Origin of the sequence: Paenibacillus dokdonensis (assembly GCF_004916975.1) — a bacterium.
GTDB lineage: Bacteria > Bacillota > Bacilli > Paenibacillales > Paenibacillaceae > Paenibacillus_AQ > Paenibacillus_AQ dokdonensis.
The window spans coordinates 1,730,626-1,745,824 of record NZ_STGQ01000001.1; the positions used below are offsets into that span (position 1 = coordinate 1,730,626).

Below are 15,199 nucleotides of genomic sequence, written 5' to 3' on the forward strand. Positions count from 1 at the left end.
AGGGCGATTATTCCAGCGGTTGTTAGGGTTTTCTTTTGAAAACAATTCGATCAATATTACTGTTGACGAGTGCCAACAGCTGGTCAGCCATGTAGTTTGCGGAATATTTGAAATCCATTTCGGCCCAGTGCATGATCACGCCCACGGTTGCAGATAAGCGGTAGCTCAGCATTAATTCATAGTCCAGCGGGGGATCGCTTGGTTCCATCTCCATATGCATATCCTCCCGCATGGATAATCTCAAGGTATTATACAAATCCTCGCTGATGCCTTTATGTACAGAGAGGAGAGCCTTGAATTCATTTTTATGCTCTTCGATATGTTCGAATAGTTTCAGGCTGGATGGATAAATCTTCGTTGCATCCACCTGCTCCATACCTTTGTACGGCCTCAGCAGTGAGTCACGGATGCCCCGTAGAAAACCCTCCCGTATCTCACTCAAAAGCTCTTCCTTGCCAACATAATGCTTATAAAAGGTTCCCCGATTATAGTCTGCCTTGTCAGCCACTTCCTGAATCGTTACGGATTCATAGCTTTTCTCCAAAACCAGTTCAACAAACGCGGCTTGAATAGCTTGTCTTGTTCTTCGGGCTCTGCGGTCTAGTTTCTCCACTGACATGTATCCTCTGTACCTCCATTAACCAAAATTGCTATGCACCTATCTTACCTGACTGTTAATGAATAATCGATGCCCGGGTTATTGGATAGCAACAAAATGCACCAATCTGTTCAATAACTCGAAGATCGGATACAAATTAGGATGATCTGTTGCCTAGGCGACAATACCTCAAATTATGATAATTGTATAAACAACTAAATGGGAGTAATCTAGGATTGTGGACGGAATGATTCCGCTTCCACGTTGTTGAAGTAAACAAAAACTTAAAAAGGAAGCGAATATATAATGAGCGAATCACAAGTGAAAACAGCAGTCATCACCGGCGCCGCAGGCGGTATCGGCAAAGAGCTTGCCCGCCGGCTCGCAGAACGTAAACTGAATCTGGTCCTGGTGGATTTGAAAGTGGAAGCCGTGGAGCAGGTCATTGAAGAACTGGGATTGAATCAATCCAATTCTCTGGCAGTCGCAGCTGATGTATCCAAGGAAGAGGATGTACAAAATTACGTAAACAAAGCGATAGAGAAGTTTGGTACCATTGACTATTTTGCTAATAACGCAGGGATCGAAGGTCCGACAGGTCTTTTGGAAGAACAGAGTGTTAAGGCCCTCGATATGGTCTATAACGTCAATGTCCGCGGTGTATTTCTTGGTCTGCATTATGTTATTCCGGTTATGAAAAAACAGAAATCCGGAGCTATTCTGAATACATCTTCTCTTGCAGGTCTGATGGGCGGACCGGGAATGTCCCCGTATATCATGTCCAAGCATGCAGTAATCGGGTTGACCCGCGTGGCTGCGAATGAACTGGCACCCCAAGGTATTCGCGTGAACGCTGTACTACCGGGTACCATTAATACACGGATGATGCGCCAAATCGAACAGAACTCTGGCGTACCTGATGACTATAAAGCAGCGAATGAAGCAGCAACTCCACTTGGCCGGTATGGTGAACCCGCAGAGGTGGCGGCTGTGATGAATTTCCTGCTGTCCGATGAAGCTTCGTTTGTCACAGGATCGTTGTACACGGTAGACGGCGGGATGATGGGACAGTAATTAAACAGGAGCAAATCGCCGATGTAGTGACTTTCCTGTTCTCACCGGAAGCTTCCGCTATTAATGGCCAAACTGTACTGGTGGATGACGGATTCTTGATCTTCAAACGATCCTGATAGGAACTAACGTTCCCTAAAAGTGTTGACATTGCTGTAGATCAGAGATATATTATTAGCAAATCGTAGGGATGAGCGGGAGAAGCACCTCGCAGGATGGGCCGATAGGCCTTTCTTGTGAGGTGCTTTTTTGCGCTGCCATTGCGTGTAAACTTTTAATATTGGAGATGATTTCATTGATCAAACGAAGTAGCAAATATAGCAGAATCGGAATCACCGTTAGCATTCTTATTTTGTGTATTACACTGTTCACGGCTCGGCCGATGGGGGCAAAAGCCTCAGATACGGGATGGGACAGTGCTTTAACCTGTATTGAGAAACTGCATGACAGTTATATTTCCCTGGATGCGTCCAACAAAGTGGAAAAGCAGCAAATACAGGCGTTACGAAAGCAAAATAATGACAAGCTTAAAGATATCAATACTAAAGTCCAGTCGATTGATAAAGCCAAAATCGACAAGTTAAAGGTCGATGCGGATCAGATTGAAAAGAAATTTGCGCCGCTGCTTAAGGAATATACGGAGCTCGGTAAGAAAGCTTCAGAAGCCAGGAAACACAAGGATCAAAAGGCTGCCCTCTTATATGATTTGAAAAGGAACCATATCAAGTCAGCAGCCATTGCTGCACGTCAGGAAGTGAAGACGAGAAAGGATGCGTTAGCAACCGCGAGGAAGCAAGCGTCAGTGAAAGCTAAAGTTGTTAAGGATACCTTGACACAGGTACAGACCTTGAAGAAGCATATCACTTCGGAGAACCTGAAAGTTACAGATGTGAACAAAACAAAGACGGCTGCGGATAAACGCTACAAAGCAGCCGTGAAGCAGGGGGATGCCATAGCAGCTGCCGAGGGGATGAGGCTGATGGTCGGAGTGTTGACACAAGTTCATGCATCTCAGTTGAAGATATTTGAATGGGAGAGACAAATCACACAAACGCTGAGGACAGCGGAAGCGAAGCTTCCGTCCTGATTATTCGTCTTGATGCAGCGATTTAGATAATAAATAAAAAAGACTGACAGCTCTTGAATAAGAAACCACGAGTCTTTTTATTTATTGGATTTAAAAGCTTAACTGCCAAGAGATGCCGTACTTATCTTGCACCCATCCAAACTTGTTAGCGAAAGGATAAGCAGCCAGCGGCATCAGAACCGAACCGCCTGCGGACAATTTATCAAAGGCTTCGCTGATTTCCTCGTCTGAATCACAGGTGACAAATAAGGAGATGGCGGGTGTGAATGAAAATTCATGTTTTATGTTACTGTCAATGCACATGAAGGTTTGTCCTTTGAGACAAAAGGTAGCTTGCTGAACCGAGCCTTCATCGCCTACTTCGTTTGCCCCGTAACGTGAAATGCGGGTGATTTCGGATGGTTCAAAAATAGACGTATAGTAATTCATCGCCTCTTCAGCTTGTCCCTCAAACATTAAAAAGGGTGTAATTTTGGAATTCAACATGCAGTTCAGCTCCTTTATAGGTAGAGATACAGTCATAACCTTACCGCATTTTTAATTAAAATTAAACTCTCTTTGAATCCATCTCCAAGTTGGGTTAAAATGACTACCAGGCATACTTTATTCGATTCCATAAACACATGAGTAAAACAACAGAATTAAAAAGGAGAACTCTAACATATGGCAACGATTCAAGAGCTTCTGACCGATGCTGATTTTCAAGAGGCTGAGCACAAGAAGCTTCCCATTCGCGTCTTCCGCGATGATCATTTGATTGATTCATTAACCTACGTTATCCGGTTCACGGATACGACAATCATTACCCAAAAGGATGTCAGCGATATGACATATCATTCACGCAGGGAATGCCAATTCTATGAACTTAAGAAATAAAAAAACGATGGAAGACATGGGAGCCCAATTAGGGCTCTCTTTTTAATATCGATTCGTAAAGTTATGTAGCCTACCGTTAGTTTGGCAATATGCGCTGCCGCTCACTTATCAACTCCATAAAATCTCTTAATGCATAAGAAATCCATTTTCGCGGATGCATCACCAACTGCAAATTCAAATGGAAATCCGGATGGACAAAAGGGAGCATTGCGAGTTCTCCTCTTCTAATTTCATCAATGGCAGCCATTTGCGGCAGGATGGAGATTGCGGAACCTGACATAACACATCTTTTAATGGCCTCGGGATTGCCGAGCTCAAGTCCGATCCCATAAGAAATACGATTTCGTTTTAAAAGCTTCTCCAGCATGATCCGGTAATTGCAGCTTTCCTCCGGCATAATCCATTCCACATCAATCAGGTGCTCCAGTCTTACTTCATCCATTCGTGTGAGCGGATGTTCCGGCTTGGTGATTAGAACGAGAGGTTCTTCCCGCAATGTAAGCCAGGTGAGAGCCGAGTCTGCTGGTTTATTTTCCAGGATTACTCCGATATCCAGCTCACCTTCTTTAACCTTCATTAGAATATAGTCCTCGCGGTCGGGCTGAAGACGAACATGGAGATCAGGATATCGCTTGCGGATATCTTGGATAAACGGGGGAAGAAAGTAGGAAGCAATCGAATCGATGGTACCGATGGAAAGGGTACCGCCTCCTTGTTTGCTGAGCTTTTCCTTCGATTCCTGATATAGGTCAAGCATTTGCACTGTGATTCGGAGAAGCACTTCTCCTGCGGAAGTAAGCCGCATGCTTTTGCCGAAGCGTTCAAAAAGCTGTACTTGATATGCTTTCTCCAGCTTCTGAATTTGTGTTGTCACACTGGACTGGGCATAGCCGAGTTCTTCAGCTGCACGTGTAAAGCTTTGGCGAAGTGCGACCTCACGAAAGGTCAGAAGATAAGTTAAATCCATATTCTCACTCCATCAATAATATTGATAATACCTATCAACTATTATAGATAACGCTGATGACAATTCCTATGATAAATTAAAATTAATACAATATCGAGGAGGTAATCCAAATGATGGAAAGACAGGATATGCAGGGTATTTTTGTACCTCTCATTACACCTTTTTCTCTCGATGGGGAGCTGGATTTGGCTTCGTATCGGAACTATGTCAGTAATCTTTTGTCGCATGATATTCAAGGATTGGTCATTAACGGGACGACTGGGGAAGCGCCGACGGTACAATGGGAAGAGGTTATGCAGCTTACGAAATCTACTCAAGAGTTCTTGAAAAATAAGAAGCTCGGTGTACCCGTGGTTGTCGGCACAGGGACTAATGATACGGCCTCTTCCGTACAGCGGACTGAAATGGCAGCAGAAATCGGAGCGGATGCGGTATTAGTCGTGGTTCCGTATTACAGCAAACCGTCGCAGCAGGGGATCATAGAGCATTTTCGCAGAATCGCGCAAGTTGGAGTTCCTGTCATTGCCTACGAAATTCCATCCCGCACTGGAGTAAGCTTAAGTATGGATACCGCAAGAAGAATTTTGGATATGAATGGAGTTATCGGGATCAAAGACAGTTCTGATCGATTGGAGCTCGTTTCAGAGCTGGCGCGTTCTGGATCGGGTCCGGTCCTGTGTGGAGATGATCTTCAATTTCATGCCAAGCTGAGTCAGGGTGCCAGCGGAGGGATGCTAGCTTCAGCGAATGTAAATACTCAAGCATTTATCGACGTGTATCATCTTTTTCGAAGTGGAGATGTGATTGCAGCCCAACATTCCTTTGACCGGGTGACTCCACTGATTCGTAAGCTTTTTCAGGAATCCAATCCCGCTCCTTTAAAATGGATACTTGCAAGACAGGGTTTGATTGCTTCCGATCAGCTCCGCCTGCCAATGACTTCGATCTCTATTGAGCTTGAGGTTGAACTGGAACAGCTATTACCAAGTTTTATACAGAGTTAGGAGTAAGAGCCGCCTCACGGCGGCCTTTTTGCGCTATTTTCATGACGAGCGTGATCTGTGTCTTACGTTGACTCTGGTCGATTCATGCCTTCTGGCTTCTTCCAGGCAGTCCGATTCGCAATTTCAGCCAGAATCAAAAGGAGCGGAATGGAAATGTAAACACTCATTCGATAGCTGGCCGGATAAGACCATCCTGAAGCATTGCGTATGAGAAATGTAAGTAGATGTACGGTCAAATTGGTGAAGCAGCAAGCATAGCTCCGTACCATCCATTTCCGGTGGCTGTGGATCTGTTTTTTTCTGATCTGGATAAGCGAGATGACGGTAAAGGCGGGCCATATCATGGTTAATACATTAAACGCGATACTAACTGATCTTCCTCCTGTCGCGTATGGAGCCATATAACCCGATGTAAGTCCCACAATCATGACGGCGGCAACGTATATGTAACCATTCAGCTTATGTAATTTCCGGTGCTTCCTGCGGATCGTGCTGGCGAAATTCACGGCTCCCGATATCAGCGTAATACAGGCAAATACTACATGTACCTTCATCATCGCCAACCAAATGGTCGTGTTTAACGGGTGCAGCAGATTGGTTTTGAAGCCTAAAAAACCGGCTGACTGCGGATCATATATGATTTGGACATAGGCAATGTAAAGGATAAATAGGAAGATGACGGCTAGCATCAGCGTATAGAATCGTTTGGTATTTGACATGCAGTTATTTTATCATGAATGTGGGTGTATTCGTCACAAATTTAGAAGCTGCAGGCATGTATGCTTTAGTTAGGGTAGCGGCAGATTGCCACCAGTACATTACCTGTCGACGATCCTTTATAATAGAAGGAGAACCGCAGGGTAAGTTAAGAACAGCGGAGTCATTAAACGAAGGGGATTATGAATTTGGCAACACAAAGAGAACGGATATTGGAACATTTACATACACAGATAAAAGCAGAGGAACATATTATCGGAGTCGCTGTGGGAGCGGGATTCTCGGCCAAATATGCCGTAAAAGGCGGAGCGGATCTGATTTTGGCATTAAACTCGGGCCGGTTCAGACAGATGGGGCTGGGCTCTATCGCCGGCTTTATGCCGTTTGCAAACAGTAATGAGATGGTGATGGATTTTGGCTCGCGGGAAATTTTGTCCGTGGTCAGGGATAACCCTGTGGTCTTTGGCCTTTGCGGAACGGATCCGTTAATCGACCTGCCGTCTTACTTGAATATAATTCAAAACAGCGGCTTTGCCGGGATTATTAATTATCCGACGCTTGGACTCATTGATGGCAAGTTCCGTGAAGCACTGGAGGAAGAGGGGATGTCTTACCTTCAGGAGGTAGAAGCTGTGAGGCTGGCCCATAAACGGGATATGTTTACCTTGGCGCAGGCGGATTAATGGGTACGAAGAAAGTTCTGTCGCTGGAAAAAGGGGCGGAGATCGCCAGACAAATTTTTGCTGTATGCGATGCATCGGAACGGAATCCGATCAAGCTTGTGTATGGTGGTCCAGTGCATACGCCGATTGATGTGCAGTATATGTACGACAATACCTCAGCGATGGGATATGTCGGTGGTTCGAGTTTTGAACGGATACCAACGGAAGAGGCGATCGTGGAAGCGACGTACCGCTTCAAAATTACTGGCCAGCTGGAGCAGGATCAGCAGTTGATGGACAAGCTCAGCCGCTCCGAGGAGCCCTATGATTATGTCTTTTTTGTTAAAGAGCATATTGCTCAGAATTATATGAACAACATTTCACTGACCGATCTTGCGGACCAGATCCATGTATCACGGACGCACTTAAGCGCTCTATTCAACAAAGAAGTGGGCTGCACTTTTCCGGAATACATCGCGAAATACCGCATTCATAAGGCACAGGACGTAATGAAGCATACCAAGCTTTCCTTAACTCGGATCGCGGAGCTGGTAGGTTATCCCGATTATGTTCACTTCAGCAAAACCTTCAAAAAATACACAGGGTTAACCCCGCAAAACTTCCGCAAGCAAATCGAAGACAAATATACATAAAGATCATACAAGGATACGATTACTTTATTATGAAAGCGCTGTATTATGGGGGTGTAGAGGTTAACGTCAAGGTCCGGGTAGGGCTGGGGGCGGTTCCTGATTGCAGTTCATGAAGGAGGTTATACGGTGAAAACGATAGCTATAGCGGGAACATTTGATTCAAAAGGTGCTGAATTTTTATATGTGAAATCCGTCATTGAGAGTCTGGGCCTAAATACATTCACGATCCATAGTGGAGTATTCGAGCCCATGTTTACACCGGATGTATCCAACACAGAAGTCGGAGAGGCTGCTGGCCTTGATATTGTTGAAATTGCTGCCAGAAAGGACCGGGCTGCCGGGACGGAGGCGTTGGCAAAAGGAATGGAGAGAATCGTTCCCCAGCTATATGCTGAAGGGAAGTTCGACGGCATTCTATCTTTTGGCGGTACCGGAGGAACATCGATCGTCACTGCCGGCATGAGGGCATTGCCGATTGGTGTGCCCAAATTGATGGTCTCTACGGTTGCTTCCGGGAATACGGCCCCATATGTGGGAACAAGCGACATTATCATGTTTCCATCCATTGTGGACGTGGCAGGATTGAATTCATTTTCAACCAAAATCTTTACCAATGCCGTTCATGCTATGGCCGGTATGGTCCAGTTTGAATCCGAGCCTCCCCGGGATAAAAAACCGCTGATTGCAGCCACCATGTTTGGCGTCACTACGCCATGTGTTACTTACGCAAGAGAATTTCTGGAGGAGCAAGGATATGAAGTGCTTGTATTCCATGCGACGGGTACCGGCGGTCAAACGATGGAAAGCCTCATTGAAGGCGGGTTCATTGACGGCGTACTGGATCTCACGACAACCGAATGGTGCGATGAGCTGGTTGGGGGCGTTTTAGCTGCGGGTCCGAATCGGCTTGAGGCAGCAGGACGCTGCAAAGTGCCGCAGGTCGTATCGACAGGGGCGCTGGATATGGTGAACTTCGGACCGTACGATTCCGTACCTGAAGTGTTCAAGGATCGCAATCTGTACAAGCATAATCCATCGGTAACGCTAATGCGGACTACGGTGGAGGAGAACCGTCAGCTGGGGGAGATCATTGCTGAGAAATTAAATCAAGCGCAGGGCCCAACCGTGCTGATTCTTCCTCTGAAAGGCGTGTCGATGCTCGATGTTGAAGGGGAGCCCTTCCGTGGCATCGAGGAGGACGAAGTACTATTTAACACATTAAAACAGAACATTGACCGTCAAGCCGTTGAACTGATCGAAGTAGATACAGATATCAACGATCAGGCTTTTGCGGTCGCCGCCGCCAAGAAACTGGTTGAGATGATACGACAAAACCAACCGCAGAACACCATGAACTAAATACACTGGAGGAGGAAATCATACAATGAAAACAAGAACAGAGATATTGGCAGAATTAAAAGCAGAGGTTGCCGCAGGACATGTACTTTTGGGAGCAGGTGCAGGAACCGGGATTTCAGCGAAAAGTGCCGAAGCAGGCGGAGTCGATCTGATCATTATATACAACTCGGGACGTTACCGGATGGCTGGACGCGGCTCACTCGCAGGACTGATGGCTTACGGGGATGCCAACCAAATCGTCGTTGATATGGGCAATGAGGTGCTTCCTGTGGTGAAGGATACACCCGTACTGGCTGGCGTATGTGGCACAGATCCATTCCGCATCATGGATATTTTCTTGAAACAGCTTAAAGAGCAGGGATTTGCAGGCGTGCAAAACTTTCCCACAGTGGGTCTGATCGACGGGGTATTCCGTGCGAATCTTGAAGAGACAGGAATGGGTTACGGTCTGGAAGTGGATATGATCCGGAAAGCACATGAGCTGGATTTGCTGACAACGCCATACGTATTTGATGTTGAACAAGCGAAAAAGATGGCTGAAGCCGGGGCCGATGTTCTGGTCGCTCATATGGGATTGACGACAAAAGGGACCATTGGTGCCAAAACGGCGCTCACTCTTGATGATTGCGTCGAAAAAATCCAGGCGATTTGTGATGCAGGCAAAGCGGTTAATCCGGATATCATGATCTTGTGTCATGGAGGTCCGATTGCAGAGCCCGGGGATGCAGAGTATGTACTGTCGAAAACCAAGGGAGTGGAGGGCTTCTTCGGAGCATCCAGCATTGAGCGTTTTGCCACCGAGGTTGGTATCAAGCAGCAAACGGAAGCATTTAAGAACATATTGAAGTAAGGTATAGCCTATCATAAAGCGTTAAAAGAGATGAAAGCCATAGCTGTTACCCGGCACCGAGAGTAGGAGGAGTTACTTTCGGGCATGGGATCAGCTGTGGCTTTTTAGGTCCAGGCGCCAATTATTGCATCTCATGAAGCTTCCTTTCGGATATTCGAAATCACATTCGGAGATCAGAGTGAAGCCCAATTTACGGCAAATTCCATTAGAAGCAGGATTGTCGACCGAAGGGAAGGCATGTATATATCGGTGCTTTTTCTGTTCGCGAGCGCTGGCAATGGCCGCCGTTGTCGCGGCAGTAGCTATACCCTGATTCTGGAATGGGGGAAGGATGCCCCAACCGATTTCATAGATTGTCTCCTCTTGCCAGACGCTCTCCCAGTAACCAACGTTGCCGACGGGTTCGTCATGAGGGGCCAATATGATGCTGAACATGCAACCTGTACCTGTTTCTGCGATACCGATGTACCGCTTGTGCCTTTCAATGACTTGTTCCTCTGTTTCCGGACCGCCAAGATGCTCGAGCATTTGCGGCGTATTCAAACGGTACAACAAATTAAGATTAGTCTCATCCCATGGATTGATAAGCACCCGAAAATCGTTTTTCTGAATTCGCAAAGTAAACCCTCCTGCTTGATAAAATGAACAGAACGTATGTTCTGTATTATATACCGAAAAATGGAGGTTGTCATGTAAAAGATATCATTTTACAAGCTTTTTGATTTTATTGCCCGTCTTCACATAACCAAATCCAAGCAATACAAAGAGAATGAAATAAATCGCCATGACAGGAACAATAATTCCCCATAACCTGTCACTAAACCGTGACAGCAGATTGGTCATATTGGCTGAAAAAATCACTATATTTGCGATAAACACGCCGCCCATCACACGTTGGATTTTCTTATATTGCGCGATGAGAGACTCTCGATCCGTATACAACCGTGGGGGTTCTCCCGGCATAAATTCCTTACGGAAATAGTGCCAAGTACCTCCGTAGGAGACTACATACTCCCAACCCGCATCCTGATACAAATCGAGATAATCCTGCATCGTACGATTTTTCTTAAGGCCAGGCTGATAATCCAAGCGATACGTGAATCGAGTCGTCGGGTCACATGTGAAAAAGCTTTTTAAAGCTCCGGCCTTTTTCAGATGCAGTCCTTGCTCGGATAGTTCATTGATCCATTGTTCCTCTTTCTCATAATTCCAGCTCATCGTTATACGGTATCTTTTCTCCAAGCGCTCTACCATTGACCTCACTCCTTTTCGTCAATCCGTACTTGCTGCCCAGCCTTCAGTAGCTCCTCAAGACGTTCAATTTCTGCTGCAACAACGATTTTTCCGTCTTCCGTAATTTCATACATCTTGCGCCGACTATCCGTTCCTTCGGGAATGGGAAAATGGTCGATTAATCCTTTATTCAGTAATGTGTTAAGAGCGGTATACAATGTGCCGGCTCCAATTTTGACTCTGCCATGACTTAATTTCTCGGTATCTTGCATAATCCCATATCCATGTGAAGGCTCTTTATACAATGCAATCAGGATATAATAGAAGGCTTCGGTTAATGGAAGCATCTCTTTCCGTTTATCCAACCGTTCCCCTCCATTCTTTTGATATGATGGTTTAATATATCGTATGACGATATATTAATATACGATATATCGTTTGTCAATATATATCTGTGTTTTTTTTCCACATGGAGGAGAGGGTGGAAATCATGCCAATGAAGGAATGCCATGCAAAAAAACATAACCATTGCAGGGGGCATCATATGCCGGAATGGTCTTGTCGATATTGATTAAACTGCTGGTCCCATAGATATAAATTATGTCGGGTTGGTTGGATACTGTCCCAGGCCGACACGTTCTCCGACTCTGGGGATTTGTAATAGGCGGCTGATGACGGATGCATCGATGGTCCCATGCGTTTCATAAAAATGATCCATATACTAGTCATAAACCGGCAGAGCCCAATGAAATAGCTGTTTCCTAAGTTTATTTAAATCGAAAAGAGTGTATATCAAATACGATACGAATATATAAGTAAACATTGGAGGCAACGTTAAAATGAGTGAAGAACTAAACACATCCGGTTGGGATGCCATTGATCAGGAATTATCGAAGATTTACGGGGTTCAGGAGCCAAAGCATTATGGAACGCTCATTTCATATGCACTTGGGGGTCAGGATCCGTTGGATGGAATCAGTGCGTATAAGAGTGATACACCAGCTCCTCACTGGCATTTCGTAACCTATGGATTCACGGAGCTGTATGAAAAGGAATCGGATCATACCGAGGACAGTGGATATGGATTTGAATTGACGTTCAGACTCGCCCGGAAGGAAGAAGAGGAGGAACCGCCTGCATGGGCGCTAAACCTGCTTCAAAATATGGGCAGATATGTTTTTAATAGCGGAAATATTTTTAGATCAGGTGATTACTTGGATGCAAACGGTCCGATATGCCTGAATGCCGATACACGCCTCTCCGCGCTGGCCTTTGTGCATGATCCTGAGCTACCTGCAATTCATACATCAAATGGACGGGTGGAGTTCTTGCAGATGGTTGGCATCACGGGTGATGAACTTGAGGCGATGCAAACCTGGAATACGCTTGGAGTGCTTTCCGCAGGTTTAAGTTATATGCCTTCTTACATAACCGATTTAACGCGAGACTCACTTCTTTAAATTTCTTCCATCTCGGAATCGATTGAGCGGGGAATGGAAGAAGAAGGCTCGAATACTGGCTTTTTATATGTGGATCAGCTGGCTTGGGCTCCGGGGAAGAAAAGTTGGCTAAGCAAGTCTCCTGATATGCTCAAGTTAGGTGCGAAGCAAGCGGGAATCATTGGAAAGCTGCTCCGCGGACGAATTTTGAAAGGGAAAAGCCTGAGCTTGGTGGGCCCTGAAATCCGGCTTGTTTTTGAACCAGGGGAGAAGGCTGGCTATGCAATGCAAGAAAATGAGGTCCGGATTACGCTGGATGCATTGACTGCGGCTGAGTTTAGCCGGAGCTTACTGCCTAGGGAAATCATTTTTGAGGTTTCTTCTTTACAAGGCATCGCCATTCAAATTGTGAAAACCAACATTAAGGATAATGAAGGAAACGTGGTAAAGACCATCGGTTGACCGTCATACTATATTTGCTCACAGGATAAGCTTACCGCAATGTTATACCAACATTGTTAACATAACGGATAGATTATGCTCTATTGAAAGGCTTGAATAGTCTTTTCAATGCATCTTTTGCATATTTTCCTTCAGCGCCAGCCAAATGACTTAACTTTCTGAAATCCGTATTGTCTGTAATCTGATCGATGTTACCGATTAAGCGTTTTTCAGCTAACTGGCGTATGTTATTATCCGAAATATGTTTCAAAATGACTTTAGCAATTCCTTCGCCATGCATTACTTTGAAGGGACGATCGTAGAAGGTTGAAACGTTATCAGGAATCATTTCAGTGATCCCGAGCCTATTATGCATGCTCGATAAGTGCGTATAAGCACTATTCAATGCGTTCTCACGTTCTCTCCATGTACCCGCCGTTTGAGCAGTCCAAAGACAAGGCATTAATTGATCAGAGCATTCCAAACGATTAAATGCAGTACCAAACCATTTGGGATAAGGGGCATACTGACGTTCCAATAAAAAGCAATTATTCATGATATCGCGGACAATACGTGAAGCAATAACCGCTGAGCCTAACTCATCACCTGCATAACCCGAACGAAGCATCAGATGTTCTTCTTGACTGATTCGCTGCCAATTGGATGCCATCAGGTACAACCAAATCGAGTGTGGATAATAATTGAATTGTTTGCGTAACGCGGTAAGTTGACCTGTATCATCCCTAAAGACGGCTCCTCTGGTGATCTCGAGAAGCGACTGAGAAGGAAACGTCAGCCAATCCTCTGCTTCCATTGGTTCATGTATATGAAGACCCAGGCAGCTTTCGATGAACATGGGTATCGTAGAAATCACGCTCATTTTTACATCAACCGGAATGCCATAAAACTGTGCAGGTGCTCGCTCACGCAAAGATGCTTCTATCTGTTCTGAATATCCAATATCTTCTTCATTAAGAAAAAGATATACCCGTGGTCCCCAATCATGATCCGTTGACATTTCCGTATCATAGCCCAGAACTTCACTACCAGGCCCCAATAAAGCCGCCGAATACATCAGAGAAGGAAAGGAATCGGTCAACAAAGGTTCAACAACTTCGGCATGAAACCTGCGGCATAATTCTATCCCATGAATAAATGACATTCTTTGTTCCTCCAATCTATCTCGTACTCGCATGAAAACGTTCTATCTACCAATATTATGCAATGCGGATATGGATTGCAACATAGCTGAGGTTCAATAGGCAGTCTGGGAAATCGTTTATAGTGCTTACTGAAGCATGCCGGAAATGATTGTCTCTATTATGAAGCCATGTTTTAATGAAAATAAGCACGAGTTGAGAACGAACAAATGAGTGGAGGTATTTGAATGCAGCCCAGTTTCAGTATCCAGAATAAAATAGCAATTGTAACAGGCGCAAGCAAAGGCATCGGCTATGGCTTGGCCAAATCTCTGGCAGCAGCCGGGGCGATCGTTGCCGTAATGGCCCGAAGCAGAGACTCACTTGACCAACTTGTAGAAGAGATTACTGAAGCGGGGGGCCAAGCAAAGGCCTACGAGCTGGATGTCAGGGATGTGAAACAGATCGGAAACGTATTCGGTCAGGTTGCCGAGGATTTCGGAAGGCTAGATATTGTTGTAAACAATGCTGGCTTGGGCGAGGGGATGCCGGCAGAAGATGTGACGGAAGAATATTGGGATGAAATGATGGACGTCAATTTGAAAGGAGTATTTTTCTGCTGCCAGGCCGCCGGGCGCATAATGCTGGAACAGGGCAGCGGCAAGATCATTAATGTCAGTTCGCAGGTTAGCATCGTGGGGATCACCGACGGGGTTGCCTATTGCGCTTCGAAAGGCGGGGTGAATCAATTAACGAAGGTGCTCGCTTTGGAATGGTCCAGCCGTGGTGTCTGCATTAATGCCGTTGGCCCAACATTCATCTATACGCCGGGTACAGCCGAACGATTGGATACGCCTGAATTCAGAGACGAGGTGTTAGCCCGAATTCCTGCAGGCAGGATCGGTACGATTGAAGACGTGGCAGGAGCCGTGATTTATTTGGCCTCCCCGGCATCCGATCTCGTTACAGGTACTCTGCTGCTGGTAGATGGGGGTTGGACGGCTCAGTAGCGGCTTGGAATGGTATGAATGAGCCGCATGTCATCAAAGCACAGAGCAGCGTAAGCAAAGCTTGCGCTGCTTTCTTTATTTTCAGGAACATGA

General features: G+C 45.6%; 17 protein-coding genes and 2 pseudogenes. 11 read left to right on the plus strand and 8 right to left on the minus strand.

What is annotated here, in order from left to right; translation table 11 throughout:
• Positions 1-22: 22 nt before the first annotated feature.
• Positions 23-619: a TetR/AcrR family transcriptional regulator gene (locus E6W40_RS08060; RefSeq protein ID WP_136605013.1), complete on the minus strand. Its 597-nt coding sequence runs from the start codon at positions 617-619 to the stop codon at positions 23-25.
• Between the two features lie 285 nt (positions 620-904).
• Here E6W40_RS08060 and E6W40_RS08065 point away from each other — a divergent pair, with 285 nt between their 5' ends.
• The 3 genes from E6W40_RS08065 to E6W40_RS08075 all read left to right on the plus strand — a co-directional run bounded on the left by E6W40_RS08065 (position 905) and on the right by E6W40_RS08075 (position 2,756).
• Positions 905-1,672 carry an SDR family NAD(P)-dependent oxidoreductase gene (locus E6W40_RS08065; RefSeq protein WP_136605014.1) on the plus strand — a complete coding sequence of 256 codons (768 nt, stop codon included), beginning with the start codon at positions 905-907 and terminating at the stop codon, positions 1,670-1,672.
• A gap of 26 nt (positions 1,673-1,698) precedes the next feature.
• Positions 1,699-1,788, plus strand: a complete 90-nt coding sequence (locus E6W40_RS30445) for a hypothetical protein (RefSeq protein ID WP_211146983.1) — start codon at positions 1,699-1,701, stop codon at positions 1,786-1,788.
• A gap of 176 nt (positions 1,789-1,964) precedes the next feature.
• Positions 1,965-2,756 carry a hypothetical protein gene (locus tag E6W40_RS08075; RefSeq protein WP_136605015.1) on the plus strand — a complete coding sequence of 264 codons (792 nt, stop codon included), beginning with the start codon at positions 1,965-1,967 and terminating at the stop codon, positions 2,754-2,756.
• Positions 2,757-2,846: 90 nt separating this feature from the next.
• Here E6W40_RS08075 and E6W40_RS08080 read toward each other — a convergent pair whose 3' ends face one another.
• Positions 2,847-3,242, minus strand: coding sequence for a VOC family protein (locus E6W40_RS08080; RefSeq protein WP_136605016.1), 396 nt, complete (start codon positions 3,240-3,242; stop codon positions 2,847-2,849).
• A 177-nt stretch (positions 3,243-3,419) separates the two neighbouring features.
• On the opposite strand from E6W40_RS08080, the gene E6W40_RS08085 reads away from it, so the two are divergent.
• On the plus strand, positions 3,420-3,632 hold the full coding sequence (locus E6W40_RS08085; RefSeq protein ID WP_136605017.1) for a hypothetical protein: 213 nt from the start codon (positions 3,420-3,422) through the stop codon (positions 3,630-3,632).
• Positions 3,633-3,708: 76 nt separating this feature from the next.
• On the opposite strand, the gene E6W40_RS08090 is transcribed toward E6W40_RS08085, so the two are convergent.
• The gene (locus E6W40_RS08090; protein ID WP_136605018.1) at positions 3,709-4,599 is read right to left on the minus strand and encodes a LysR family transcriptional regulator; all 891 of its coding nucleotides are present in this window, start codon (positions 4,597-4,599) and stop codon (positions 3,709-3,711) included.
• A gap of 110 nt (positions 4,600-4,709) precedes the next feature.
• Between E6W40_RS08090 and dapA the strand changes: the two genes are divergently transcribed.
• The gene (gene dapA / locus E6W40_RS08095) at positions 4,710-5,603 is read left to right on the plus strand and encodes a 4-hydroxy-tetrahydrodipicolinate synthase (protein WP_136605019.1); all 894 of its coding nucleotides are present in this window, start codon (positions 4,710-4,712) and stop codon (positions 5,601-5,603) included.
• Positions 5,604-5,665: 62 nt separating this feature from the next.
• Here dapA and E6W40_RS08100 read toward each other — a convergent pair whose 3' ends face one another.
• Positions 5,666-6,322, minus strand: coding sequence for a DUF2306 domain-containing protein (locus tag E6W40_RS08100; RefSeq protein WP_136605020.1), 657 nt, complete (start codon positions 6,320-6,322; stop codon positions 5,666-5,668).
• Positions 6,323-6,502: 180 nt separating this feature from the next.
• On the opposite strand from E6W40_RS08100, the pseudogene E6W40_RS29950 reads away from it, so the two are divergent.
• The 4 genes and pseudogenes from E6W40_RS29950 to E6W40_RS08115 all read left to right on the plus strand — a co-directional run.
• A pseudogene (locus E6W40_RS29950) lies at positions 6,503-7,182 on the plus strand (phosphoenolpyruvate hydrolase family protein); the annotation flags it as partial.
• Between the two features lie 168 nt (positions 7,183-7,350).
• On the plus strand, positions 7,351-7,635 hold the full coding sequence (locus tag E6W40_RS29955; RefSeq protein WP_246073060.1) for a helix-turn-helix transcriptional regulator: 285 nt from the start codon (positions 7,351-7,353) through the stop codon (positions 7,633-7,635).
• 126 nt (positions 7,636-7,761) lie between these two features.
• Entirely contained in the window at positions 7,762-8,994 is a 1,233-nt protein-coding gene (locus tag E6W40_RS08110) for a Tm-1-like ATP-binding domain-containing protein (protein ID WP_136605021.1), read from the plus strand.
• A 25-nt stretch (positions 8,995-9,019) separates the two neighbouring features.
• Positions 9,020-9,844 carry a phosphoenolpyruvate hydrolase family protein gene (locus E6W40_RS08115; protein ID WP_136605022.1) on the plus strand — a complete coding sequence of 275 codons (825 nt, stop codon included), beginning with the start codon at positions 9,020-9,022 and terminating at the stop codon, positions 9,842-9,844.
• A gap of 90 nt (positions 9,845-9,934) precedes the next feature.
• On the opposite strand, the gene E6W40_RS08120 is transcribed toward E6W40_RS08115, so the two are convergent.
• The 3 genes from E6W40_RS08120 to E6W40_RS08130 all read right to left on the minus strand — a co-directional run bounded on the left by E6W40_RS08120 (position 9,935) and on the right by E6W40_RS08130 (position 11,442).
• Positions 9,935-10,462: a GNAT family N-acetyltransferase gene (locus E6W40_RS08120; protein ID WP_425464914.1), complete on the minus strand. Its 528-nt coding sequence runs from the start codon at positions 10,460-10,462 to the stop codon at positions 9,935-9,937.
• Positions 10,463-10,546: 84 nt separating this feature from the next.
• Positions 10,547-11,098, minus strand: a complete 552-nt coding sequence (locus tag E6W40_RS08125) for a DUF2812 domain-containing protein (protein ID WP_136605023.1) — start codon at positions 11,096-11,098, stop codon at positions 10,547-10,549.
• Between the two features lie 5 nt (positions 11,099-11,103).
• The gene (locus E6W40_RS08130) at positions 11,104-11,442 is read right to left on the minus strand and encodes a PadR family transcriptional regulator (RefSeq protein WP_425464915.1); all 339 of its coding nucleotides are present in this window, start codon (positions 11,440-11,442) and stop codon (positions 11,104-11,106) included.
• 474 nt (positions 11,443-11,916) lie between these two features.
• On the opposite strand from E6W40_RS08130, the pseudogene E6W40_RS08135 reads away from it, so the two are divergent.
• Positions 11,917-12,978: pseudogene (locus E6W40_RS08135) on the plus strand (suppressor of fused domain protein).
• 73 nt (positions 12,979-13,051) lie between these two features.
• Here the strand turns inward: E6W40_RS08135 and E6W40_RS08140 are convergent.
• Positions 13,052-14,119, minus strand: coding sequence for a DUF4037 domain-containing protein (locus tag E6W40_RS08140; RefSeq protein WP_136605024.1), 1,068 nt, complete (start codon positions 14,117-14,119; stop codon positions 13,052-13,054).
• A gap of 225 nt (positions 14,120-14,344) precedes the next feature.
• On the opposite strand from E6W40_RS08140, the gene E6W40_RS08145 reads away from it, so the two are divergent.
• A complete protein-coding gene (locus E6W40_RS08145) occupies positions 14,345-15,106 on the plus strand; it encodes an SDR family NAD(P)-dependent oxidoreductase (RefSeq protein WP_136605025.1) in 762 nt (253 codons plus the stop codon).
• The last annotated feature ends 93 nt before the right edge of the window (positions 15,107-15,199 follow it).